This window comes from Dyadobacter sp. 22481, assembly GCF_052044875.1.
GTDB lineage: Bacteria > Bacteroidota > Bacteroidia > Cytophagales > Spirosomataceae > Dyadobacter > Dyadobacter endophyticus.
Map to the genome: position 1 here is coordinate 64,354 of NZ_JBQENV010000003.1, position 25,596 is coordinate 89,949.

General features: G+C 50.5%; 23 protein-coding genes. 4 read left to right on the forward strand and 19 right to left on the reverse strand.

Going from position 1 to position 25,596, the window contains the following annotated elements; translation table 11 throughout:
* Positions 1–35: 35 nt before the first annotated feature.
* The 17 genes from ACTJJJ_RS19245 to ACTJJJ_RS19325 form a co-directional block, all read right to left on the reverse strand.
* On the reverse strand, positions 36–2,270 hold the full coding sequence (locus ACTJJJ_RS19245) for a sodium-translocating pyrophosphatase (protein WP_440702689.1): 2,235 nt from the start codon (positions 2,268–2,270) through the stop codon (positions 36–38).
* A gap of 282 nt (positions 2,271–2,552) precedes the next feature.
* On the reverse strand, positions 2,553–3,713 hold the full coding sequence (locus ACTJJJ_RS19250; protein ID WP_188938212.1) for a DUF2062 domain-containing protein: 1,161 nt from the start codon (positions 3,711–3,713) through the stop codon (positions 2,553–2,555).
* A gap of 21 nt (positions 3,714–3,734) precedes the next feature.
* The gene (locus ACTJJJ_RS19255) at positions 3,735–4,100 is read right to left on the reverse strand and encodes a 3-hydroxyacyl-ACP dehydratase (protein ID WP_440702690.1); all 366 of its coding nucleotides are present in this window, start codon (positions 4,098–4,100) and stop codon (positions 3,735–3,737) included.
* Positions 4,101–4,105: 5 nt separating this feature from the next.
* Positions 4,106–4,738: a LolA family protein gene (locus tag ACTJJJ_RS19260; RefSeq protein WP_440702691.1), complete on the reverse strand. Its 633-nt coding sequence runs from the start codon at positions 4,736–4,738 to the stop codon at positions 4,106–4,108.
* Complete coding sequence (locus tag ACTJJJ_RS19265; protein ID WP_188938205.1) at positions 4,725–5,495, reverse strand: polysaccharide deacetylase family protein; 771 nt, start codon at positions 5,493–5,495, stop codon at positions 4,725–4,727. The genes ACTJJJ_RS19260 and ACTJJJ_RS19265 overlap by 14 nt, the downstream gene beginning before the upstream one ends.
* Entirely contained in the window at positions 5,485–6,420 is a 936-nt protein-coding gene (locus ACTJJJ_RS19270; RefSeq protein WP_440702692.1) for a beta-ketoacyl synthase chain length factor, read from the reverse strand. The genes ACTJJJ_RS19265 and ACTJJJ_RS19270 overlap by 11 nt, the downstream gene beginning before the upstream one ends.
* Entirely contained in the window at positions 6,413–7,597 is a 1,185-nt protein-coding gene (locus ACTJJJ_RS19275) for a beta-ketoacyl-[acyl-carrier-protein] synthase family protein (RefSeq protein WP_440702693.1), read from the reverse strand. Before ACTJJJ_RS19275 ends, ACTJJJ_RS19270 begins: the two co-directional genes overlap by 8 nt.
* Before the next feature lie 12 nt (positions 7,598–7,609).
* Positions 7,610–7,870 carry a phosphopantetheine-binding protein gene (locus ACTJJJ_RS19280; protein WP_188938199.1) on the reverse strand — a complete coding sequence of 87 codons (261 nt, stop codon included), beginning with the start codon at positions 7,868–7,870 and terminating at the stop codon, positions 7,610–7,612.
* A 23-nt stretch (positions 7,871–7,893) separates the two neighbouring features.
* Complete coding sequence (locus tag ACTJJJ_RS19285) at positions 7,894–8,520, reverse strand: hypothetical protein (protein WP_440702694.1); 627 nt, start codon at positions 8,518–8,520, stop codon at positions 7,894–7,896.
* Positions 8,517–9,599, reverse strand: coding sequence for a beta-ketoacyl synthase N-terminal-like domain-containing protein (locus tag ACTJJJ_RS19290; RefSeq protein ID WP_440702695.1), 1,083 nt, complete (start codon positions 9,597–9,599; stop codon positions 8,517–8,519). The genes ACTJJJ_RS19285 and ACTJJJ_RS19290 overlap by 4 nt, the downstream gene beginning before the upstream one ends.
* A complete protein-coding gene (locus ACTJJJ_RS19295; protein ID WP_188938196.1) occupies positions 9,596–10,009 on the reverse strand; it encodes an acyl-CoA thioesterase in 414 nt (137 codons plus the stop codon). Before ACTJJJ_RS19295 ends, ACTJJJ_RS19290 begins: the two co-directional genes overlap by 4 nt.
* An 18-nt stretch (positions 10,010–10,027) precedes the next feature.
* Entirely contained in the window at positions 10,028–10,447 is a 420-nt protein-coding gene (locus ACTJJJ_RS19300; RefSeq protein WP_426295403.1) for a hypothetical protein, read from the reverse strand.
* Entirely contained in the window at positions 10,447–11,313 is an 867-nt protein-coding gene (locus ACTJJJ_RS19305) for an LpxL/LpxP family acyltransferase (RefSeq protein ID WP_440702696.1), read from the reverse strand. The genes ACTJJJ_RS19300 and ACTJJJ_RS19305 overlap by 1 nt, the downstream gene beginning before the upstream one ends.
* A gap of 2 nt (positions 11,314–11,315) precedes the next feature.
* Complete coding sequence (locus tag ACTJJJ_RS19310; RefSeq protein WP_015811471.1) at positions 11,316–11,582, reverse strand: phosphopantetheine-binding protein; 267 nt, start codon at positions 11,580–11,582, stop codon at positions 11,316–11,318.
* Between the two features lie 248 nt (positions 11,583–11,830).
* On the reverse strand, positions 11,831–13,048 hold the full coding sequence (locus ACTJJJ_RS19315; RefSeq protein ID WP_188938191.1) for a beta-ketoacyl-[acyl-carrier-protein] synthase family protein: 1,218 nt from the start codon (positions 13,046–13,048) through the stop codon (positions 11,831–11,833).
* A 3-nt stretch (positions 13,049–13,051) separates the two neighbouring features.
* Positions 13,052–13,783 carry a 3-oxoacyl-ACP reductase FabG gene (gene fabG / locus ACTJJJ_RS19320; RefSeq protein ID WP_440702697.1) on the reverse strand — a complete coding sequence of 244 codons (732 nt, stop codon included), beginning with the start codon at positions 13,781–13,783 and terminating at the stop codon, positions 13,052–13,054.
* Entirely contained in the window at positions 13,780–15,309 is a 1,530-nt protein-coding gene (locus ACTJJJ_RS19325) for an HAL/PAL/TAL family ammonia-lyase (RefSeq protein WP_188938187.1), read from the reverse strand. The genes fabG and ACTJJJ_RS19325 overlap by 4 nt, the downstream gene beginning before the upstream one ends.
* Before the next feature lie 146 nt (positions 15,310–15,455).
* Here ACTJJJ_RS19325 and ACTJJJ_RS19330 point away from each other — a divergent pair, with 146 nt between their 5' ends.
* Genes ACTJJJ_RS19330 through ACTJJJ_RS19340 form a run of 3 tightly spaced genes read left to right on the forward strand, consistent with a single transcriptional unit; the run spans position 15,456 to position 22,127 of the window.
* Positions 15,456–19,325: a 1-acyl-sn-glycerol-3-phosphate acyltransferase gene (locus ACTJJJ_RS19330; RefSeq protein WP_440702698.1), complete on the forward strand. Its 3,870-nt coding sequence runs from the start codon at positions 15,456–15,458 to the stop codon at positions 19,323–19,325.
* 22 nt (positions 19,326–19,347) lie between these two features.
* Positions 19,348–20,880, forward strand: coding sequence for a phytoene desaturase family protein (locus tag ACTJJJ_RS19335; RefSeq protein WP_440702699.1), 1,533 nt, complete (start codon positions 19,348–19,350; stop codon positions 20,878–20,880).
* A gap of 2 nt (positions 20,881–20,882) precedes the next feature.
* Positions 20,883–22,127: an NAD(P)/FAD-dependent oxidoreductase gene (locus ACTJJJ_RS19340; RefSeq protein WP_440702700.1), complete on the forward strand. Its 1,245-nt coding sequence runs from the start codon at positions 20,883–20,885 to the stop codon at positions 22,125–22,127.
* Between the two features lie 6 nt (positions 22,128–22,133).
* Here the strand turns inward: ACTJJJ_RS19340 and ACTJJJ_RS19345 are convergent, their stop codons facing one another.
* Both ACTJJJ_RS19345 and ACTJJJ_RS19350 read right to left on the reverse strand, forming a co-directional pair.
* Positions 22,134–23,177, reverse strand: coding sequence for a beta-ketoacyl synthase chain length factor (locus ACTJJJ_RS19345; protein ID WP_440702701.1), 1,044 nt, complete (start codon positions 23,175–23,177; stop codon positions 22,134–22,136).
* A 57-nt stretch (positions 23,178–23,234) separates the two neighbouring features.
* A complete protein-coding gene (locus tag ACTJJJ_RS19350; RefSeq protein ID WP_440702702.1) occupies positions 23,235–24,866 on the reverse strand; it encodes a glycerol-3-phosphate dehydrogenase/oxidase in 1,632 nt (543 codons plus the stop codon).
* 199 nt (positions 24,867–25,065) lie between these two features.
* On the opposite strand from ACTJJJ_RS19350, the gene lysM reads away from it, so the two are divergent.
* Positions 25,066–25,533, forward strand: a complete 468-nt coding sequence (gene lysM / locus ACTJJJ_RS19355; RefSeq protein WP_188938163.1) for a peptidoglycan-binding protein LysM — start codon at positions 25,066–25,068, stop codon at positions 25,531–25,533.
* The last annotated feature ends 63 nt before the right edge of the window (positions 25,534–25,596 follow it).

A 25,596-nucleotide genomic window follows, 5' to 3' on the forward strand; every position in this document is an offset into this window, starting at 1 on the left:
ACGAGCCGGGCTTTGTTATAGGTTATTATGAAAAGCTATTCCCCTTTCTTCCCGAGACGCAACACCGGCGCTGCGGTTTCGGCATTGTCATCGTCCGGTGCATTAGCAACTGTCACGACCTGAACCTTGTCATCAGCCTTGACACTTCCAGTTTCATGTAAGCCGGTCCCGATATGCGGGGCGATCACGAGCGAGACAATCGACATCAGTTTAATGAGGATGTTCATCGAAGGCCCTGAGGTATCTTTGAACGGGTCGCCAACGGTGTCGCCGGTCACAGCGGCTTTGTGCGGTTCCGACTTTTTGTAAAAGGTCTCGCCGTTGATGACCGCACCTTTTTCAAAAGATTTTTTAGCATTATCCCAGGCACCACCTGCGTTGTTTTGGAAAATCCCCATCAGAACGCCGGAAACGGTAACACCAGCTAGTGTCCCGCCGAGTACTTCCGGACCAAACAAGAAACCGACGATAACCGGAACGAGCAATGCGATGAGGCCCGGGGCTATCATTTCTTTAATGGAGGCCTGCGTTGAGATGGCGACACATTTGTCGTATTCAGGCTTGGTAGTGCCCTCCATAATGCCAGGCAGCTCGCGGAACTGGCGGCGTACTTCTTCTACCATTTTCATGGCTGCACGTCCTACCGCGGCGATCGCGAGTGATGAGAAGATAAACGGTATCATCGCACCCACGAACAAGCCGGAAAGCACGTTGGCTTTATAAATATCAATAGAGTTGATCCCCGCCACACCGCAGAATGCCGCGAACAACGCAAGGGATGTCAATGCAGCGGAAGCGATCGCGAAACCCTTTCCGGTAGCCGCGGTAGTGTTGCCTACTGCATCCAGAATGTCGGTACGGCCGCGTACTTCTTCCGGCAAATGGGCCATTTCCGCAATGCCGCCCGCATTATCAGCAATAGGGCCGAATGCGTCGATGGCCAACTGCATAGCCGTAGTCGCCATCATACCCGCCGCGGCAATCGCCACACCGTACAAACCGGCTACTTCGTAACTAATGAAAATACCTGCTGCCAAAACAAGTGTTGGAATAACGGTGGACTCCATTCCCACCGAGAGTCCGCCAATAATGTTGGTAGCATGGCCTGTGGATGACTGATTGACAATAGATTGAACCGGACGTTTGCCCATGGCGGTATAATATTCCGTAACCATAGACATGATCGCACCTACGACAGAACCGAGCAGGATCGCCCAAAACACGTCCATCCTGGTAAAATCAACACCACGGATATTGAGATTACCCTCCGGCAACATCCACATCGTAAGCGGATAACTCGCAATCAGCACCAATATGATCGATCCCCAGTTACCGCGGTTCAAAGCAGCTTGTACATCTCCATGATCGTCGCTGACGCGCACCAGGAACATACTAAGGATCGAGGAGATAAGCCCTACGCCCGCAATCACCATTGGCAGGAGGATCGGTGCGATGCCTCCGAAGTTATCGGTACCCTGTGCCACAATTTCACGGCCGAGCACCATTGTAGCAAGAATTGTCGCAACATAAGAACCAAAAAGGTCGGCCCCCATACCGGCTACGTCGCCGACGTTATCACCTACGTTGTCGGCAATGGTGGCAGGGTTACGCGGATCGTCTTCCGGGATACCGGCTTCAACTTTCCCTACAAGGTCAGCACCAACGTCGGCTGCTTTGGTATAAATACCGCCGCCCACCCGTGCGAAAAGGGCAATTGATTCCGCACCTAGCGAGAAACCTGCAAGGACTTCCAGCACGCGCTCCATTGGAAGACCATTTACGTCCGTACTGTCGCCGATAAAAACGGAATACAAGATAATGAACAGGCCGCCCAGCCCGAGCACGGCCAAACTAGCTACGCCGATACCCATCACGGAACCACCTGTAAAAGACACTTCCAGCGCCTTGGTAAGGCTCGTACGCGCCGCCTGCGTGGTGCGCACATTCGATTTGGTAGCGATATTCATGCCGATATATCCTGCAAATGCAGAAATAAAGGCGCCAATCAGAAACGAAACGCCAATCAATGCGCTCGAATTTTCAACCAGCGTACCTGAATATCCCAGTATCACACTCACAATCAAACCAAAAACAATGAGTACACGCCATTCGGCTTTCAGGAAGGCCAGGGCACCATCTGCAATTGCGTCCGCTATGGTTTTCATTTCAGGACTTCCCCCGTCCTGCCGGACAACCCAGCCTCTTTTGAAGAACATAACCAGCAAGCCAACAAGGCCTAACGCCGGCACTAAATAGGTAATGTTACTCATGCTATGATCAACGATTTGGTTAAATGGTTTTATAATTCTCGTAAATATAGATAAAGGCACCTCATAACAAAATCGCAAAACCCTTATTTTTGATCAATTCGTATAGATTTTATAAACTTTCGGAGAGATTTTGAGTCATTTCCAAAGCTATATTTTGATAACAAACTGGCTCTCAAGAAATAACAAGAATCATCGCTCAAGGTGGCAGACCTCTGATTTTCTAGTATTATAAAATGATTAATTTGGGATAATCGACGAAATCCAACCATCCAAGCGGATGTTTCAGCGCTTCGGGCGAAGCAATGTCAACAACAGGAAACTGACTATAAAACCAACTGCTCCCACCGCCGCAGCAAGGAGCGTGCCACCCAAAAAATATTGTACAAAGTTGACATGAATGGATTGCAACGTCAGGTTTTCAAGGGAGGTGATCTGCACGCCGTTGCGGTAAAACAGTCCGCCGAATTGGTAACTCGCGTAGATGATGAAAGGAATGGCCGGAGGGATGCTGATGTGCGCCGCGGTAAGGAATAGCACCTTGTTCATCCGGAAAACGATCGATAACGGGATGCCTACCATCAGCTGAAAGCCCCAGATCGGCACAATTCCCATGAAAAAGCCGAAGCCGACGGACTTGGCCTTACTGAAATTGGTCTCGTCGGGCTTTACCGCCTCGTCACGAATGATTTTCCAGAGGCCTTTTTTTTGAATGTAGCGAAACAGCCGCTTCGGGAGGTAATAAACCAGGGTGAGCGTCACCAACCAGGTATTGAGGATGCTGATTCGCGTGAAATCGCGGAACGGCCTGAAATGCGTCACACGCTCGTTCTTATCGTAGATCACCTGGATGTTGATAGGCACGATCGGCACATCTTTCCAGGCCATTTTCACGATCACTTCGATCTCTGTCTCGAATTTGGTCGTAAAAAGCGACATGCTTTTAAGCGGCCCAAGCGGGTATAGACGAAAGCCCGTCTGCGTGTCGGGTAACGTAAGACCCGTCTCCACTTTGAACCAGAAATTCGAAAACTTGTTCCCGAACGAGCTCTTTCCCGGCACGCCCTCCTGCTCCATATTCCGCGAGCCCATGAACAATGCGCCGGGGTTTTGGATCGCAGCTTCGATAAAAAGCGGGATGTCGGAAGGCAAATGCTGGCCATCGGAATCAATGGTAATAGCATTTTCAAAACCCAAACGTATCGCCTCGGCAAATGCCTTTCGGAGCGAGAACCCCTTCCCTTTGTTCACAATATTATCCAAGACGCGGATTCTCGCGCCATAACCGGCGAGGATCGCCATCGTGTCGTCAGTCGAACCGTCATTCACAACGATAATTTCCTGCACGGTCGCATATTGCAAAACACCGTCGATCACCCGCCGCAATGTGTTGCGGTTGTTGTAAGTGGGAATGATCACGCAGCATTGAATATCCGAGAGGGTCATTGTTAGTTTTGAATGTTGCGTTTAAATGATCAAACGGAAACTGGCTCTCACTTTGAAACAGGTCTTTTCACCCATTTTCCCTGAGGCATTTACGTCCAGCAACTCGTCGCCCTTGTATTGAATATGGATCGTCAGTTCCGGTGTTTCGGCCGGGTTAATTACTTCCAGGAATTTGCAGGTGCTCATTTCCTTTAATGCCAGTTCCTTTCCAAATGTTTTTGACAGGATTGCCTTCACCATTTCCAATTGAACAACACCGGGAAGCACGGGCGAGCCGGGAAAGTGTCCTTCGAATACGGGATGCGCGGCATCGATCTGTACGGTGCCCGTAATCTGGCCCGGGGCCTGGTCCAGGGTTGTAATCGTATAAAGATTGCTCAGAGGCATGATAATTAAAGATCTTTGAAAAGATTTTCCGAGATCGGCTGGTTGAATTTTTCCTGCTGAAACTTCATGAGGCTTTTATCGCCGCCTTTCTCGAAAAACGAGAGTTCTTTCAAACGCAGCGAGCTTTTGGCGAAGTTCATCGTTATTTTGGAATAAATATTTTTCAAACGGCGGTTCACTGGCGTCAGCACGATCTGGTAGTGTTCTCCGTCTTCGAGTACGGCCGATGAAAACCCCTTATTCTGCTGAAAATCGCCATTCACGAGCCCAATCATCAGCTCCTTGATCTGCGCCGCCATACGTCCCGCCTGGCCGATATTTTTCTCCTTGCCTCCCTCCTGGATACGCAATTTATCACCGTTGATCAGGATGATGTATTTCAAAGGCGTCCGCTGCTCCCAGCGCATTTTGTCCTTTTGCTGGTAGTAGAACAGGCCCGACGACTTTTCCGGCTCTTTCAGCACGGCAAGGTACTTTTCCTCGGTAAACGATGCCTGAATGGACGTAGTAGCCTGCGACGTCTTCCGCAGCTCCGCCAGTACCCTTTCCGGGTTAGCCGCCGGTTTAAATGACTGAGCCTGTGCAAAGTTGGCAGCCATTAGCGCGGCCACCATCATGAGTATTCTAATGTGTTTCATAGGCCTCCTTTCCGATCAGACGCGGGAGCGGTTCTATTTTGATGCCCATTGCACGGCAATGCCCGATAACGTCCGGCAATGTCTCGGCCGTGAGCGGCAGATGGTCATGAAGCAGAACGATGTCTTTGGGCTTTAATTTTGAAATAATGGTGTTAATGAGCTGGTACTTGTTCTTCGCACGCGTATCCATGCTCCGGAGCGACCAACCGATCGATTGCATTTGTAAATCTTTTAATACCGCGGCATAGCGTGGGTTAGTAACGCCAAACGGCGGCCTGAAAAACACCGGTATGCGGCCGGTAATATCGCGTATCGCCTCGTTACACCGCTGAATGTCCGTACGAAGTTTTTGGGTAGAAAACAGGGCTATCAGGTAATGGTGGCTGTACGAATGGTTTCCTATGGTATGGCCTTCGTCCACGATCCGGCGCAACAGGTCGGGATGGTTGACAGCCTTTTTTCCGATCACGAAAAAGGTTGCCTTCAAGTCGTTTTCAAGCAATATATCAAGAATGCGCGGTGTGGAATCCGGGTCGGGCCCGTCGTCAAATGTGAGCGCAACTGCTTTCGAGCGACCCTTATTAATCGATTTAACAAAATAATTGGCCTGGATCTGGGCGGAGCCGTAAGCCGTCACGCCCATAAAAAGCAATGCGATACCCGCCAGTACCAACCACAGGTAATCCGTCTCCCAAAAGATGATGGAGCTGAGCGCCGCCGCGGTAATGCAGAAAAATATGAGAAGATTATGCTTCAACGGCTTTCAGAAGGGTTAATCCGAGATTGCTTTTTCTTAATGCATTACAAATCAACACATTCCTGACATCTCGATTTGCGCCAAGCACATCCACCGCATAATGTAATGCAAATGCAGAAGCCGTTGGATAAACGCCAATAAGCGACAGGTAATCCAAATTACGTACCGCGCCCTGTACGGGAGCGCCCGCATACAAGGCCAGATCGATATCACCAGCCTGTAATCCATTCCGATCCAGAAATGCGTCGATTTCTTCCTGCCTGTTTTCCGTTCCGCCGACGGTATAAATGTCGGTCAGTTCAGCAGTCGCGTTGCCTCCGTTTTCACTGGAAAGTACAAAAAACGATGCGCCAGAGGTAAGCGGAGCCGCTGCTTTAAATTCCAGCCGAGCCGCTATATCTTCCAGCATATCAATATGCTCGTCCGCCGCGCCCACAAGCACGTGGCGGTCGCCCTCGCGCAGGAGCATGGAGGCATCGAACAATGCGTGTTCGAATGAAAGCGTATTCTGCGTGTGCGTCATATTATAGCCGTGGTTACCGATGCTCAGCGAGATCTGCCCGGCCATCGTATTGTGCGTCGACTGGATAAACGAAGTCGGCGGAAGGAGTCCCTCCACCGTGAGTGACGTATTCAGGAATTTTTCGGTGTCCTGCAAACAGCCCAAACCAGTTCCTACGACGATCGCATCCGGCTGTTCGATACCGGCCCGGGCAATGCAATCTTTGGCACAAGCGACCGACATCCGAAGGATCTTGCTCATCCGGCGCAGCAGCCCGGCGTCGATATACGCCTTATAATCAGGACTGATCAATACGGAAGGGGTTTCAACTGGCCCTAGCGCAGCGGAAAAGCCCGGATTGCCGAAGGTAGGCTGGTGCGAAATCGTAGACGACGCCGATAGGTACAATGCCGGTTTATTCATATTTCGTCAAAACCAATGATGAGTTATTCCCTCCGAAACCAAATGAATTGGAAAGTACTGCGTTCACTTCCAGGTCCGTACCCAGCTGGGTTGCCGGTACAAGGCCTGTTCCCACGATTGGCGTATTGTAATTAAGGTTTGGGAAAATCAGGTTATTTTGGATGGCCAACACCGAAAATACCGCCTCGATCGCCCCCGCGGCTGCCAGTGTGTGGCCAGTAAATGCCTTGGTAGAACTGAATGGCGGAATGCGGTCGCCGAAAACATTTTGCAAAGCCACCGATTCCGAATGGTCGTTGTTCTTTGTACCGGTACCGTGCGCATTCACATACGAGATTTGGTTCAGCCCTATTCCTGCACGCCGGATCGCGTTTTCGATTGCCAGCGTGGCACCCTTGCCATCCGGCGACGACGCCGTTTGATGGTATGCGTCGGCTGCATTCGCCCAGCCGCTTACGTTGCAAATGGGTGTGTTGCCTGTCAATTCTAGGCTCTTTTCTCCTTCCAACAATAGAAAACCTGCACCCTCGCCCAGGTTTAACCCAGCCCGCGATTCATCGAATGGGCGGCACCACTGGTCGTCGTAGATCATCAGCGACCGGAAACCATCGATGGTAAAGCCGCTCAATGCATCGGAACCGCCCACGAGCACGCGGTCGAGCGTGCCTTGCAGGATCAGTCGCGCACCCAGCATTATTGCATTGACGCCCGACGAACAGGCCGTCGAAAGTGTATTGATATAACCCGTGATACCCAGCTCCTTCGCAATGCGTTCGGTAGTACTGCCGCTGTCGTGCGTGGTCAGCAGCTTGTAGTCGGGGTTGTTTTGAGCTAAATAATCTTTGTAAAAAACTTCACTGCGGTCCATCCCCCCCACGGACGTTGCCGAGATAATACCGGTACGGATTACGCCGGAGCGCTTGTTATCACCCCATGCTTCGCGCGCGGCCTGCAAACCAAGCAGGGAAGTCCGCGAAACATATTCCGTTCCCACATTCAATGCCTTGCGCAGGTCGTCGTTGGACGCCTTCACTTCTCCGGCCAGCGAAGCCTTCGTTCCCTGCAAATAGCGCAGTGGCCCGATGCCCGTCCTGCCCTCGCACAAGGCATTCAGGTTCTCCTCCACCGACATGCCAATGGCCGACACGACGCCAATACCCGTAATGCAAACGCCCATTCGATGTGATGGTTAAGCTGCCTTTCTTTTATTGATGTACGCCGCCATTGTGTCGATCGACTTGAAGGCTTCCTTACCCTCTTCCGGGTTGGTGAGCTGGATACCGTGGTATTTTTCAAGTAGCACGATCAGTTCGAGCGCGTCGATCGAATCCAGGCCGAGGCCCTGGTCGTTGAAAAGCAGCGCGTCGTCCGCGATGTCCGCCACCGTTAAATCTTCCAGGTTGAGCTGTTCGATAATCTGTTTTTTAAGGTCTTCTTTTAAACTATCCATACTTCTGATTAATTGAGCGTCTATTAATATGCCGCAACCAAACCGGTTTGCGACAGGCGAAGGAGGTTTCCGTTGTTAAATTCCGTTCCATTCTCCCTCTCTTCCACCATAAAAAGGAATACATCCGTGCTGCCGACCGTCACTTCGAGCCATCCGCCAAGCAGCGCACAGCTGTCCGAGGCTAGTAGTATTTCGCTGTAATTCAGGTAAAAACCGGGCGTGAATTTAGGCAAAACCGCAAACATATTTTCACCGTACCATTTGTTCGCAATGGCGATTTCCCCCAGTACGATGTTGGGCAATGTATATACGAAAAGCGACGGGCTCGGCGATCCGCCGGTTTCGTAGCTTTGCATAAAACGGCGGTCCGTCTCCGCGCTGGACGATGCATTCGCGAACACGAGCGCGATCTCATCATCCGCATAGGCGGCCGTAATATCCGGATTAGCCTTTTTGATGAGCTCCATGGCCAGGTAACCCGCCTGTGACAGCACATCCATTTTGTAAAATTTGGGATATCCCAGTTCCAGCTGCCGGTAAATCTGCTTGAACCAGGAATCTTCCGAACCTGCATCGCGCCGCGCGACCACTTCGCCGTTCACAAGGCATTCGTCGGCCCGCAGGTTGCAATATGCCGTAATCATTTTCATAAATCCCTGATCATCAATGAAGCATTACCCCCGCCGAAGCCCGAGGCCGTTTTGAGGATCGTCCGCAGTTTTTTCGGTTCGTTTTCTAGAATGATATTCAAAGGTTGGGACGTGCCCGCATCGCGGTAGCCCGCACTTTTGATTAGCATACTATTCCGCATCATTTGCATGCAAACGGCCGTTTCGATCACCCCCGCGGCTCCGAGTGTATGCCCATAGTAACCTTTCAGACTATTTAGTGGAATATGCGAAAGATTCAGACTACTGAATGCTATGGACTCCATTTCGTCATTAAATATGGTTCCCGTTCCATGAGCTGAAATGAAATCGATTTCGTCTCCCAGCACGTCATTATATCTCAACGTCTTCAATATGCTCCTTACCAGCCCCTCGCCTGTGCGTGACGGCCCGGAAATATGGTTCGCGTCGTTCGCGCTCGTGCCTGTGAGCAGCTGCAATGGCGCATTTTTGAAAGCCGATTTTGCGGCTGAAACCAATGCAGCTCCACAACCTTCTCCTAATGTAATGCCCTTCCGCGCCGCGTCGAACGGTGCGCAAGGCTTGTCGCTTACGGCAAAAAGAGATTGGAAACCATACAACACGAAATCGGAGGCCACGTCGCAGCCGATCACGATAACATGCTCATACTGATCGGCTTCAATCATTTTACCCGCCACATTCAAGGTCAGTACGCCTGAAATACACGCATTGGAAATCACCATCGGTAAATGCGCCAGGCCGAACTGCTGCATTACCGCAGTGCAGGTTTCGCTGAACTGATCGTGCAGGTTGTCGTCCAGCGCGCCTTTGGTGGAGCTGATCAATACGATTGTGCGGTCGGAAGTTAAGATGGGAGCATCTATTCGCGCTTCAAGCGCAGATAATGCTTTGATTACCAGTTGCTGAAAGCGCAACGGACCATTCAGTCCCGCTATTTTGGCTAAATGAATATCTTCCTGATTGAGTCCTGCCGAGGGTACCAGTGCAATACCACTGCGGTTTTCAACAAGCGCCTGCCAGTTATCCTCCGCATTGTCGCCCAGCGGGCTCACGATGACCTCGGCACCAATGTAAATCATAGGTCGTACTGCGCTTTCCATTCCTTGTAAAAATCCGGCGAAATCAGTTCCAGCTCGCGTGACTCGCGGTCGAGGAATACCTGCATCGTTTTGCCCGTAGCGCAAAGCTGCCCGGTGGTGAGGTTGATCACCTCGTATTCAAACTGGATCTTGGCCGATTTGGCAGGGATATACCTGGTAATGACTTTGATGGCCTGTCCGTAATAAACAGGCGCTTTATGATCGATCTCCGATTTGACGATCGGCGTCACAAATCCCTTTTCATGAATTTGCAAATATTCCAGTCCGTATTTTCTCCCAAAAGCCTCCCTGCCGTCTTCAAAAAATTTCAGATAGTTGCCGTGCCAAACCACGCCCATGGCATCGGTTTCGCTGAATCGGATATCTATATCTATCTCGGAAGAAATCATGCAATCAGTCATTAGGGGTTACTCGCTTACTACGATTTTTAGTTCACATCCCAGCAATATACGGCCATCCAATGAACTTTCGCCCTTCACAAGGTAAATATTTCCCAACTGGTGCAAGGGTGTCACAACCGTGTGGATGGTCGCACCAACGGGAGGTAACTCAGTCACAAGCACTTTGCTGACGGCACCGATAAAACCGATTTTCGGTGCTCCCCCCTCTTCCTTGTCAAGGTAGCCGAACGAAGCCGCGCAAGTCTGAGCCATATGCTCGATCAGCCCTGTTTCCTGAAAAAATCCATCGCGAACCAACACATTGTCGCCTGCGATTTCAAAATCCGACTCGAACCGCTCACGCGTAGCGCTAACCAGGTTACCGACCATCACAAATGGGGCGCGGTGCGGGATATAGTCGGTGATAGCCTCTTTGGCGACAAGCATTATTGAAAGAAATTAAAATAATTAAACCATTGCTCCGGGAATGCCTTCACTTTCCGTTCCAGCTCGTCCACGTACAGGCGCGCGATTTCCTCCGGTTTCATTTTCTGCTCAATGGGCTTCGTTGCGCTTAAATGGTAGCTGAACTTGCCATCCTTCGCCGCGAAGACGAACGTAACCGGCGCATTGAACTTGGAAGCAATTACGAAGGGACCGTAAGGAAATTTGGCTTTGCGTCCCAGGAAGTCCATCTCGATGTATTTGGCGCCTTCCAGGTAACGGTCTGCATGAATGGCAACGAATTCGTTGTTGACCAACGCGTTGCGGATCGATATGATGTGTGAAAGATCGTCCTTGATCGCAATCACCCTGAACCGCGAGCCACCGGTGGACAAGTCCATGTATTTTTTGATGTTTTCCACCTCGGCATCCAGCATGACGATGTTGATCGTCGGGGTAATGCGGCCTTTCAGCAGGTTACCGGCGGTTTCCCAGTTGCCTACATGTGCGCTGAGCAAAATGCCACCTTTTCCTGCGTTGCGGATGTCGATCAGGTATTGTTCGTTTTCAAAAATGTGGGAGAATTCCCGGTCCTTCCCCAGCAGGAACGCGGCCCGGTCGACGAGCGTTTGCCCGAAAATATAGAAATTCCGGCGTGCCATTTTTCTGGCATCGGAAGATGTAATATGAAGGGTATTCTGGTAAAAATCCAGCAATGCCCTCCTGGGCTTTGCTGCAAACAGATAATAGTAATAAGTAACCGCCCGCAGGAGCCCGTAGGCAAACCCCAGCCCCAGGGTATTGATAAAAAACAGGAAAATTTTGTAACCCGTTAACGATCCTTTGGTCTTACCGTCCCAACGGCTCATTCTTACAATGCGAGTTTCTTGCGGACAAGCTGATAGAAATCACCGAACGTCACAATCTCTTTGAAATCTTCACCAGTGAGCTTGATATTGAGGTTTTCGTCGATGAGCACAACCAGGTCTACGTAGTCGAGACTGTCCAGATCCAGCGTGTCTTTCAAACTGTTTTCAGGAAGAATCAAATCCCGGTCCACCTCAAATTCCTCAGATAAAAAATCTCTGGTCTCTTCAATAACTTCTTCCCAACTCATTTTAACATCGTTAGCATACATAGCTGCAAAATTAGTTTATTCTTCCTGATAGTTTAAAAATATTCCCAAATTTTCAAATAAAAGTCACCCTTTACACAATAAATTCCATTGGAAATCATTTCGGTTGACGGATGGAATATTGGAGGTTAACAAAAATACAAAATTTCGCATGGCGGCGCACCGCCGTTCACGAAGTTGTAGTAGTAATGTGACCCAGTCGGAGACTCATTGGAGACCCTGTTGGAAACCTGAATGCTACTTACCCGCGGTCAGATCTTCTTCACGATCAGCGTTGAATTGGTCCCGCCGAAACCGAACGAATTGGAAAGAAAACAGTTGATTTGTTGCTCCCTGGTTTCGGGAATGATATTGATTTTGGCAGAATCCTCGTCCGGGTTTTCGAAGTTGATATTGGGCGCTATGAACGAGTTCTGCATCATGAGCAGGGAATAAACGATCTCGCTCGCCCCCGCCATCCAGCATTCATGGCCGGTCATCGACTTGGTGGAACTTACGGGGACATCGCCGCCGAATACCTCGTAAATCGCCCGCGCTTCACTGCCGTCACCGACAGGCGTGGATGTGGCGTGTGCGTTGATGTAGTCGACCTCGCCGGTGGTAATACCTGCCTGTTTCAACGCCATTTGTAGCGAACGCGTCTGGCCGTCGATACTCGGATTGGAAATATGGTCGCCATTGGAAGAGAAGCCGTAACCGATGAGTTCGGCTAATATGGGCGCACCGCGTTTTACGGCAGCCTCGTAGGATTCGAGAATCACCGTGGCCGCACCACCGCTCGGGATCAGCCCGTCGCGGTCGCGGTCGAAGGGGCGGGATGCTTTCTCAGGCTCCGATTCGCGGACCGAGAATGTACCCAATCCATCAAAACTGGCCATAGCCGATGAATTGATCTCCTGCGCTCCCCCGCATATTACGCGCTCCTGCAAGCCCTGGCTGATCATCAGGTAACCCATTCCGATCGAATGCGAACCCGATGCGCAAGCTGCGCTCAGTGTAAAATTGATCCCTTTCAGCTTGAAAATCGTCGAAAGGTTCATGTTCACGGTGCTGTTCATGTTCTGAAAAATGGCACCGCTGCCGATTAGCGTCGTATCATGCTTTTCACGGACTTTGTCTACTGCCTCGACCACCGATGCCGCAGTGCTGTCGTTGCCGTAAATAATGCCGGTTTCCGTCGTTTCGAGGAAATCGATGTCGAGGCCCGACAATGCGAGCGCTTCGTGCGTAGCCATATACGCATACAACGCGGGCTGGTGCATACCTACGCGCTGACGGCGTGAGAGATAGTTTTTCAGGTCGGGCTCCTGCACCATGCCGGTGAGCGCAGAGCGGAAACCAAAGTCTTTCCGGACCTGATCGAACACGATACCACTTTTACCGGCATACAACGACTGCGTAACCTCACCCAGGTTTTTGCCCAGGCAGGAATAAATGCCGATACCAGTGATAACAACCCTTTGGCTCATGGACTATGAATAAATTCCTCCGTTGATATTAATTACCTCGCCCGTAATGTAAGCGGCCTTGTCGGAAACCAGGAAACTCACCAGGTGCGCCACTTCCTCTGCTTTGCCAAAACGGTTCATCGGTATCATTTGTTTCAGCTCGTCCTCATTGAGATCTTTCGTCATGTCGCTCGTGATAAAACCCGGCGCCACGGCATTCACGGTGATTTTCCGCTTGGCAACCTCCTGGGCCAACGATTTCGTAGCAGCAATGATGGCACCTTTGGCAGCCGAATAATTAACCTGCCCGGCTACGCCTTTCATGCCCGACACCGAAGCGATGTTCACAATGCGGCCTGCACGTTTACGCAGCATTTGCTGGATCGCGTTCTGGGTTACGTTATAAAGACCTTTGGTCGAGATATCCAAAACATCGTCCCAATCTTTTTCCGGCATCCACATAAAGAGCCCGTCGCGGGTAATGCCGGCATTGTTCACTAAAACACCGATGAACTTGTCTTCGTTCTTTTCCCGCCAGCTGTTCAACGCCGCATCCACTTCCGCCTTGTGCTGCACATTGAAATGCAGAAGCTCGCCGGCACCGCCGTTCGCCTGGATCTCAGCCAGCGTCTCTTCCGCGGCGGCCTGATTGGACGCATAATTAATCAATATATATAAACCGTGGTCCTTGGCCAGCTGGACCACGATGGCCCTGCCAAGTCCCCGGGATGCACCAGTTACCAATGCGCAATTCATAAGTGAAATGGGGTTTCTTTAATATATTCAAAAACAGCAGCAATGCTCTCCGACTGCGGGACGTCGTCCGTTACAAATTGCGCGTGCCGGCGAATCTGTCCGTAAACCGATTTCGCATTTGGCGAAAGTTTTTCCTTCTCCTCGGGATGCAGCAGATCGATCGCCTGGCAGATCGCCATCACGTGGATCGCCATTACCTGGAACGAGTTTTCAAGCACCTGCTTCGCGATTACCGCCGAATTAGTACCCATGCTTACGATATCCTGGTTGTCGTTATTGTTCGGAATGCTGTGAACATAAACGGACGTAGACAATGCCTGGCTTTCTGCGGTTGTGGAAGTAGCGGTAAACTGTACGCCCTGGAAACCGAAGTTTAACCCCCAGGTCCCTGCATTGAGGAATGGCGGGAATTTACCATTCAACTTACTGTTCATCAAAAAGTTGAGCTGGCGTTCCATCAGCATTGTCAGCTTTGTAAGCACCAGTTTTACCTTATCCATTTCCAGCGAAATATAATCGCCGTGGAAGTTGCCGCCGTGGAAAACGTTATTGTCTTCCGGCCGCACGATGGGGTTATCGTTGGTTGAATTTAACTCATTTTCAACCACTTCCTGCGCATATTGGATCGTATCCAGCACCGGGCCGAGGATTTGCGGCACGCAGCGGATCGAATAATATTCCTGTATTTTTCTTTCAAATTCGGTTTTCAGCATGGCTGTATCATCACGGAACAGCTCTTCGCGGCTGCGGATCAGCCCGCTGCCAGCCACGAAATCGCGCATATGCTGCGCTACCACCTGCTGACCTTTGTGGTGTTTTACGGCATTGAGCTGCTTCGAGAAAGAGTCATCAAACGATTCAATAGCCTCATTGATCATCGATGAAGCGGTAATAGCCCATTGCACCAACCTTTTTGCATAAATAAGATTGATGGCCGCCATCCCGGTCATACAGGAGGTGCCGTTGATTAGCCCGAGGCCGTCGCGGAGCTCCATTTTGAGTGGTTTAATTCCTTTTTCGGCCAGCACCTCGGCGGTTTTGCGGCGCACACCATTGTCGTACACATGCCCTTCGCCAATCAGGTTTAAACCTAAATGCGAAAGCTGAACCAGGTCGCCGCTTGCGCCCACACTGCCGTGTTCGAAAATTTCGGGCACAACACCATTATTCAAAAATGTGACCAGCTGCTTGATAACCGCCGTACTAACGCCTGAATTTGCCTGCAAAAAAGAATTCAGACGCGCGAGCATCACGCTGCGCGCATATATCTCGTTCAGCGGCTTCCCTACCCCGCTCGAATGGCTGCGGATCAGGTTGTATTGCAGATTATTGAGCTGGTCGGTTTCAATACGGTATTGCGCCATCGGGCCAAAACCGGTATTGATACCATATATGATTTTGTCTTTGGAGAAATTCGTTAAAAAGGCAAACGATTGGGATACTTGATGGAGGGCGTCTTCGGCTAAGATAAATTCCTTCTTTTCAAAAGCATACTGCTCGATCTGAGCTAATGAAATACGATTCATTTAGTGCTGGCATAATTAAATATGGTGTAAAATAAATCTTTTTTCGCCGTTTTGGCAAACACGAACCGGTAAGCGGCAACGGGCACGGAAGTTGCCCGAGTGATACAATTCACTAAATTTGTCGCACATTCACGTTTCCCCTGTCAATGCTAGGAGATTTACTATTAAGGCTAAACAAATTCCTGTCGAGTCACAAATCCGCGTTTTTTGTTAGCCTGCTCGTCATTGTCAGTATTCTCCTGGCCGGCATTGCGCGGCTAAAAGTAACCGAAAGTATTTTCGCGACCTTGCCGAAAGGCAAAAGCTTCGAGGAGTTCAACCGGTTGGTGGAAAGTAAAAACATCATCAACCAAATTGTGTTTTCAATCGAAGTGTCCCCGGAAACCGATGCCGACGCCGCACGGGAGATGGCCGGAAATTTCACCGATTCGCTGGGCCGATATACCAACGGCTACGTCCGCAATATCCAGGCCGAGCGCCCCAATGTCCAGGAAGATGTGTACCAATATGTTTACGGTCACTTTCCGGTACTCGTCGAACCGTCCTATTATCAGCACATTCAATCACGCATCGCACCCGACTCGATCCGCGCGTCGGTGGCAGCTACCTATAATCAGCTGCTTACACCCGGAGGCTCATTCCTGAAACAATTTGTGCTGAACGACCCGCTCGGCATTACCGGAAAGTATTTCAAAGAGCTCAATGCCGCCAACAATTCCAGCGCAATGGTAATGGACGACGGCATTATGTTCACCGCCGACCGCAAAAGCGTGCTCATTTTCGCCTCCACCAGCTTCGATTCGGGCAGTTCGGACAAGAATGTGGCGCTTTTCGAGCTCATGGAAGCATTCAAATCCAAATGGAACCGTCAGCACCGGTATAACAAATTCTCCTATTTCGGCACCTTCGAAATCGCGGCACGGAATGCGATACAGGTGAAACAGGATTCTTATTTCACGTCATTTCTCGCATTGGCAGGCATTCTTGCCCTCCTGATCGCCTATTATCGTAAGCTGCTTATACCTATTTATATTACGATGCCCGGGATTTTCGGCGCATTGTTCGCATTGGGCGTTATCGGCTATATCCGACCGGAGATTTCCGGCATTTCCCTCGCTACGGGCGCGGTGATTTTCGGCATCCTGCTCGATTACGCATTCCACTTTTTCACACACCTTCGCCATACCCATTCCATTCCCGTCGCCATCAAGGAAGTAAGCGGCCCGCTGCTGACAGGCAGTTTTACGACGGTAATGGCTTTCAGCGCGTTGCATTTCGCCAATTCTACGGTCTTACAGGATTTCGGACTATTTGCGTCGCTGGCGCTTTTCGGCGCGGCGCTTTTCACGCTCACCGCATTACCGGTAATCCTCTCTTCTACCCGTTTCGACATTCAAAAAATCCCCGGGGAACACGGCTCGTTCCGCATTCCGACCATTCCCGATAAATGGCGTGGTGCTACATTGGCCGGGGTCGCGGTCCTGACAGTGGTTTTCCTCTACTTTTCGACCGGTACTGAATTCGACGCTAGTTTTGAAAACCTCAGCATTCAGGATCCCGAACTGAGCGGCCGTGAAGAAGCACTTACGGGCATTAATCCCCGCAAACAGAAACGGATCTACGTTTTCGCCTCCGATCCGCGCCGTGCCGTGGCGGAACAGGTAAACCACGACGCCTATCAAAAACTAGCCGCATTGCGCAGTGAAGGCCGCATCAGCAGCTTTGGCTCTTCGGGCTCTCTGCTCATTCCGCAGGAGCTCAAACGCGAGCGCATGCGCCGCTGGCAGGAATACTGGACGCCCGGCCGGACCGACTCTACCTTTCGCGTCCTAAACCAGGCCGCGGCAAAAAACGGTTTCAATGCCTATGCATTCAATGATTTCAAAGGCTGGATCGCCGGGCGGGGCACTTCCAATGTCTCGCTGGATACGCTTTTCAACGAGTTGGGCGTCGATAACCTGATCGATATCAAATCCTCGGGGACCACTTTCATTTCCACCGTGGTAGTGGACCAGGCCAAACTGACGGACGTTAAGAAAGAACTGCGGGCCATTCAAGGCGTCGAGCTGTTCGATCGCGGCGAACTCGCGGGAGAGTTGCTAACGATGGTGAAGGACGATTTCAACTACCTGTTATTGATTTCCGCCTCCATCGTTTTCTTCACATTACTGATCGTTTACGGGCGCATCGAGCTTACATTGCTGTCGTTCCTGCCGATGGTGATCAGCTGGATCTGGATCCTGGGCATTGCGGCCATTCTTGGCATTAAATTCAACTTCGTGAATGTGATCGTGACCACATTCATATTCGGCCTGGGCGACGATTTCAGCATTTTCGTCACCGACGGCCTTTTGAGTAAATACAAATCCGGCAAGGACACGCTCCGCTCCTACCAGGCCGCTATTGCATTATCAGCGACGACGACATTAATAGGTACCGGTGTATTGATTTTTGCCAAACACCCGGCCATCCATTCGATTTCGCTCATCAGTGTGCTGGGGATTGTCTGTATCCTGTTCATATCGTTCGTATTTCAGCCGGTCCTCTTCGATTTTTTTGTACAAAAACGCATTGCCAAAAAGAAAGCGCCGGTCACGATGTTACCTTTTCTGATCAGTCTTTCGAGCTTTACCTATTTCCTTTCGGGCTGCCTGTTTTTGCATTCCAAATTGGTAACCATTCTTTTGCTACCGATGTCGAAGAAGAAAAAGAAGGCGGCGATCAACAACTCGCTTTCTTTTTATGCCAAAACGGTGATCTACTCAGGCCCGCACGTGAAGAAGAATATCTCCGGCCGCGAAAACCTTGATATGAACAAGCCGGTGATCTTTATCGCCAACCATACCTCGTTCCTCGACATCCTGCTTGGCATTATGCTTCACCCGAAAATCGTGTTGATGGTGAAAGGATGGGTGTACAAATCACCGTTTTTCGGTCCAATAATCCGTTATGCGGGTTATGTGTACAGCGAAGACGGCCCGGAAGAAAATATCGAGAAAGTGAGGGCATTGGTAGCCGAGGGTTATTCCATCCTCATTTTCCCGGAAGGCACACGATCGGAAGACGGTACCATCGCGCGTTTCCACAAGGGGGCATTCCACCTCGCCGAGCAACTAAACCTCGACATTCAGCCCATATTGCTTCACGGTGCACACGATGTGCTGCCCAAAAACGACTTCCTCATACGCCCGGGCGCGCTCAACGTGCGCGTCCTCCCGCGCATTACGTACGCAGATGCGCAATGGGGCGCGACGCTGCGCGACAAAACGAAGCAAATCGCTGCATTCTTCAAACAGGAATTCGCCGCCTTCAAAAATGAAATGGAGGACACCACTTATTTGAAACACAAGATCTTCACCAATTATGTGTTCAAAGGGCCCGTCCTGGAATGGTATTTTAAAATAAAATGGCGATTAGAAAGCAAGAACTTCACCTACTACAATCAGCTGATCGGCGGTCGGAAACGTATTCTCGACATCGGTTGCGGGTATGGTTACCTTTCGTTTTTCCTGTATTACAAAAATGAAGAGAGGCTCATCTCCGGCATCGATTACGACGAAGAAAAGATTGAAATCGCAGAAAACAGCTATAACAAAACCGGTAATCTGCGGTTTGTAGCCCAGGATATTATGGCGGCGGACCTTGGCACACAAGACGTGATCTTTTTAAATGACGTCCTACATTATTTATCCAGGGAAAAACAGCTTATTTTGCTCGATCGGTGCGCCGCGGCCCTCGCGCCGGGCGGGTTGCTTTTTATCCGCGACGGCATTACCGACCTGACCGCCAAACACCAGAATACCCAAAAAACAGAAGCATTGTCGACAGGCCTGTTCGCATTCAACCGGAAAACCGACGAGTTCCATTTCTTTTCATCCCAGGACATCCGCGACTTCTCGGATCGGTATGGTTTTGGTTATGAAATGCAGGAGCACTCGGCAAATACGTCCAATGTTCTTTTTGTGCTGCGCAAACCTTGCATGCCGCCAGCACTTACTACGCCGATTACTAACTAGCATTTCTCCATTAACTATTTAAATGCAAACTTCCGCCGTGCAAAAGGAATACGATTTTGTGATTGTTGGAAGCGGACTCGGTGGTCTGGCTTGTGCCAACATTCTTGCGATGGAAGGTTACAGTGTGGTAGTGCTGGAAAAAAACCACCAGATTGGCGGGCATTTGCAGGTTTACAGCCGTGACAAAAGCATTTTCGACACGGGCGTCCATTATGTGGGCAGCCTGGACGAGGGCGAAAACCTTTATCAGTTCTTCAAATATTTCGGGATTCTCGACAAGCTGAAACTAAAACGGCTCGACGAAGATCAGTTCGACCTTATCCGCTTCGACGACGGCTGCGAGTACGCCTATGCTCAGGGGCTGGATGCTTTTGAACGAAAAATGGTCTCCTATTTCCCCGATGAAAAGAAGGCTATCCGGGCCTATTGCGAAAAGGTGGTCGAAGTTTGTTCCAAATTCCCGCTTTATAACCTTGAAACATCCGGTGAAAGCTATCTGGCGGACGAAAACATATTGAGCCTCAATGCACACGACTATATTGCATCGCTTACGGACAACGTCAGGCTGCAAAATGTGCTGGCGGGCAACAACCTTTTATATGCAGGTGTAAAACAAAAAACACCGTTCTACGTACACGCGCTGATCGTGAAAAGCTACCTGACGGGTGCCTACAAGTTCGTGGACGGCGGTTCGCAGATCGCCATTCAGTTCAGCCGGGCGTTACGACAGCATGGCGGGGAGATTTTTAAACACAAAAAGGTGACAGCAGCCAATTATGACGAAAAGGGACGCATCACCGAGGTAGTCTGCGAAAACGGCGAAACTTTCCGCGGTAAGGAATTTATTTCCAACGTCCACCCGGCTGTTACGATCGACATTTTCGGCCAGGAGCGCTTTTTGGGTGTTTATAAAAACCGTGTACAGGCCCTGGAAAACAGCATTTCCACTTTCCTGGTACATATTTCATTCCAGGAAAACAGCTTTAAATACCTTAATTACAACATATATCAGCACCACAGCGACGATGTTTGGGAGGGTATCGAGTACGACAAAACCACCTGGCCGCAAACCTACTTCATTTGCACGCCGTACATTTCAAAAAAAGGGGAATATGCCGATTCGATGTCGATCATGTGCTATATGGATGCCTCCGAAACGGCTGAATGGGCTGGAACGTGCAGCACCGTAGCCGAACCCGGTAAGCGCGACGCGGAATACGCGCAGTTCAAAAAAGACAAGGAAGCCAAAGTGATTGCAAGGCTGGAAACCGTTTTCCCGGGCATTTCGGCCAAAATAAAAGCGGTACACAGCGCTTCGCCGCTCACATTCCGGGACTATATCGGCAATGGAAACGGAACGATGTACGGCATCATCAAAGATTCCACTTCGCCGATGAAGACGCGGATCAACACCCGCACCAAAATTCCTAACCTGCATTTGACCGGCCAGAATGTGTCCTTGCACGGAATTTTAGGGGTGACCGTCAGCGCATTTGTAACATGCTTCTCATTTGTAGATAAAGAAAAACTCATTCAAAAAGTAAAAAACGCCTGAATATGCAAACTGTCGATGTGCTGGTTATTGGGGCCGGCCCTGCCGGAACTGTCGCGGCTTCTTACCTGAAAAAGCAGGGTTACGACGTCACGATCCTGGAAAAAGAAAAATTCCCCCGGTTTCAAATCGGAGAAAGCCTCCTGCCGTGCTGTATGGAGCATCTCACAGAAGCCGGCCTGCGCGAAGCCATTGAGCCATTAAATTTCCAGAAAAAAACGGGGGCGGCTTTTATGCGTGGCGAAAAACGCTGCGAGTTCCTCTTTGAAGACCAGTTTACCAAAGGCTGGACCTGGACTTGGCAGGTAAAACGGGCCGATTTTGACAACAGGCTAGCCGAGGCAACGCGCGACAAGGGTGTGGATGTAAACTTCGAATGCGAGGTTATCGCGGTACAATGCGGCCCCGAAAAACAAATCGTAGACTATAAGGATGCCGAAGGCAATCAGCACCGCATCGAGGCTAAATTCATCATCGATTCGAGCGGTTACGGGCGTGTGTTGCCAAGGCTTTTTGATTTGAGCAAACCTTCATCATTTACCCCCCGCGGCGCTGTATTCTCGCATTTGGAAGATAAGAACCGTACTGAAACGGCAAGCAACAACATATTTGTGCATTCGTTCGACAACAACAAGTCGTGGATCTGGGCGATTCCGTTCTCGGATGGCTCGACGTCCGTCGGCATTGTGGGCGACAGGGAAAAAATCGAAGGGTTGGCTGAAAACGATGGTGAGAAATATAAAGAATTTGTCCGCAATTTCGAGGACCTTAACGGCCGCTTCGCCGATTCTCAGTTTAAATTCGAGCCGCGGGCAATTTTAGGTTATTCGATCGGCGTGACGAAAATGGCGGGGGAAGGTTTTGTGCTTTCGGGCAACAGTACCGAGTTCCTCGACCCGATTTTTTCTTCCGGCGTGACATTCGCAACCGCCTCCGGCCTGCTTTCCGCAAAAATGACGCACAAGCATTTGCAAGGCGAGGCCGTCGACTGGAAGAAGGACTATGAAGACGTGATTCAGAAAGGTATCGACGTATTCCGCAGCTATGTGAGTGGCTGGTATACCGGCGATTTTCAGACCATTGTATTTGCAAAACACATCGACGAAGACATTAAGCGGCAAATTTGTTCGGTACTTGCGGGCTACGTCTGGGACCAGACCAACCCGTTTGTAAAAAAGCACGACACCATCCTGCCCACACTCGCAAAGGTGATTAAAATGAAAGAAAAAGCCGAAGAGGCAGGCTCCTGACGCCTATCAGGAACCGAGCAATATAAACCCGTGCTGCGAAGCTTTGTAATGATTGTAAATCAGGATATGCTTCGGAGTGCGGGTATTTTTTTGCGCCCACACACATGCGTCGGGTACACACTTTCCCGCGATCGCCTGCACGCCCATCCATGTCGCGAAGGCGGAGCCCGTAGGATAATCGCCCACCATATTTTTGTAGGTGTAGCAATTACTTTCTTCGAACAATGCTTTTTGAAGATTGAAATACCAGTGATCGGAGCGGTTGTCGCCGCTGATTCCCAGGATTACCGCATCGATATCCGCCGGCTGCAGGTTGTTGCGTTGCAAAAAGGCACTTACTATCGGGGCAAGTTCCTTTTCGGTGAGGTTATTGCTTTGAAATACGTCTTTTATCTGCGCCTGGCTGACTTCCGAACGTTCCGCATTAACCAGGAACATCGCTGCGCCCTCACCATTGGCTGAGCCAGGGGAATCGAGCGTAAGCAAGTTTTCTGAGGTGAAATGGCCGGTTTTGAAAGAGCCCGCCAGCAAGTCGATATGATGGTTATAATCTGAAATCTCTTCAATACTGCCTATTAGGAACGTATTACCACGCTTTTCTTCCAACAGCAGCATGGTATCCAGCAATGCGGCTTCAAACGCAAGGCCTTTATGCACGTGCGTCGTATTGTAGCCGGTCGTTTTGCTCATCAATGCGAGGTTACCTGCTACGGCATTCGGCGTACTTTGTACAAAGTTGGTTGGAGTAAGCGTGCCCTCGTTATAGTCGACGATCTGGTTCAGGAATTTCAGACAATCTTCGAGACCACCGTTCGCAGTGCCGAGGACAATTCCTTCAACCTGTGCATGCTGAATGAGCGGGAGGCCGGCTCCTACTCCCATTCTTACAGCCTTACCCATTCTACGGAGCAGGCCCGCGGGAATGAGTTGACCGTAGGCAGGTTCAACGGCAATGTACCTGTCGCCTTCATGCACCTTAATATCGCCTTGGAAAAAAGCATTGTCAAACGTGCGCTGGGGCGATATGCAGGCTGAATCGGTAATATACATTCTTAAAGTTAAGTCCTGGGTGGTTGCGGCAAACGATTTGCGGCAAACGATTTGCGGCTATCGGGCATCGGAGATAAACTTCCCGATCTCAGTGGCGTACGCACCAGCGTACCCTGCTTTTTCCTCCTCTGTCCAGTTCAGCTCGCGTGCCATTAGATCGACAACAACGGGCAAGGAGTTTAAGGTTTCATCCCAATTGGTAATTTCCAGGCGGATACGGCGTGCCAGGAAGTCGCGCGGTGTGACAACCATTTCATTTCGAACCGTATACACCACTTCGGCACGAATATAGGGATATTCCGGGCTGAGTCTTTCTTTCAGTTGCGCATCTTCCCGCGCGAGCGACGCTACCAGGTGGGCGCGCGAGCCGTACTTGCGCACGAGGTGTTGCGAAATGTCTTCGGGCAACGCATACTGCCGCTGAATATCCTGCCAGCTTCCCGCTTTGTAATTTTCGCCGCCAGCCAATATGTAATCAGCTGTTTTACACGCGTGAGCGTCGCCCAGGATTTTGTCGACCTCGTCGATCGTGTCTTTGGCCATCAGACGGTAGGTCGTCCATTTGCCGCCGAGCAGGCTGATCAAACCCGAAGTTTCATCGACCTCCACCTCATGATCGCGCACGAGACTTTTGGTCGATTTGGACGGATCGGCTGCCAGCAAGGGCCGCAATCCACCGAAACCGGCCCTGAGTTGGTTGGGGTCAATCGGTTTGGCCAGATAGGGGTTCAATGTGGCGGCCAGGTATTCCCTTTCCTTCCGGTTAAGTGTCGGTTCGGTATCGATTTCGTCACATTCCGTATCCGTAGTCCCGATCATCGTCGAGCCTTCGAACGGAATCGCGAACACGACGCGTCCGTCGGAGGTTTTAGGGATCAGCATCGCATATTCGCTGTTCAGCGTGTTGTGGGGTAATGCTAGGTGCACGCCCTTGCTCGGGCGGATACGTTCGCTCAACGCTGCGTTGGCCATCAGCCTGATATGGTCTGAAAACGGGCCGGTGCAATTGATTACCAGCTTCGCGCGGATCGTCAATCCATTCCCGCTCAGCGCGTCAGTAGTTTGTACGGCGTTCAGCTTACCATTTCCGTCTTTTTCAAACCCATTCACTTCCAGATAATTGGCAACCGCGGCGCCGTTCTCCGAAGCCGACTGCGCCAGCGCGAGGCAATACCGCGCGTCGTCGAGCTGGCCGTCGTAGTAGAGTACTCCGCTATGGAGTTTTTTCCGGTCGAGCGTCGGGATTTTTTCCAGTACTTCCTTTTTATTGAGCCATTTGCTTTTGGGCAATGTATCATTAGTAGCAAACGTGTCATAAAGCGACAGTCCTATCTTAAAATACAAACCTTCAAACCACGAGTTGACCGGCGTCATCAGCGCGAGCGGGCGCGCAAGGTGCGGCGCATTTTTCAACACAGTGTGTCGTTCTTCCAGACCATGGCGGACCTGTTTGAGCTGGGCGAAGTCGAGTTTCTTAAATGCCTGTTCCAAATAGCGGACGCCGCCGTGGATGAGCTTTGTGGAGCGGGAGGATGTTTCGGAAGCGAAGTCCTTTTTGTCGATCAGGGCTACCGTATATCCCCTCAGAACCGCATCCAGGGCGCATCCCGCCCCGCTGGCACCTCCGCCGATGATACAGATATCGAACAATTCATTTTGTAACCTGGCAAGCGATGTGGTGCGGTTCATTGATACTTAATGCAGATTCAGCGTAGTTGAGACCAATTGCAAAAGTACAAAGTTGCGCCGGGAAAAACCCATATTATCAAATCAATATCCATTGGCTATTTTGGTATAATAATTGCATCTTACCGGTAGGAAAGTTAACATTACCGGTATCTTTCATGTACAAACTCAAAATCTATTCATTCATTAAAATCTCACAAACATGGGCTTAATTTCTTTTATTAAAGGTGTTGGAGAAAAAGTATTTGGTGGTAAGGATGCTCCCGCAGCCGCTCCTACCCCGGAAGCGGAACCGCTGCGTGCCAGCGCATTGCTCGCGCACGTGAAAGCGCTAGGGCTTGCCTACAACAACCTGAGCGTCAAAACATCGGGCGACACCGTTACCCTCGAAGGCGAAGTGGCTAAACAGGCTGACGCCGAGAAAATCGCATTGGCAGTAGGTAATGTCGAAGGTGTAGGCGTTGTTGACAACCGCCTTAGTGTAGCCACCCCGGAGCCGGAAGCGACTTATCATACCGTCGTAAAAGGCGATACCCTATCCAAAATCGCCCAAACCGTTTACGGCGACATGATGAAGTACCCGGTCATCTTCGAAGCCAACAAGCCTATGCTGAAAGATCCCGATCTGATTTATCCGGGACAGGTGCTGCGCATTCCGGCGTTGAAGTGATAATGACCGCCGACTGCCGATATGAGATCGGCGGTCAGCGGCGGTCAAAAAAAAGGACGGCCC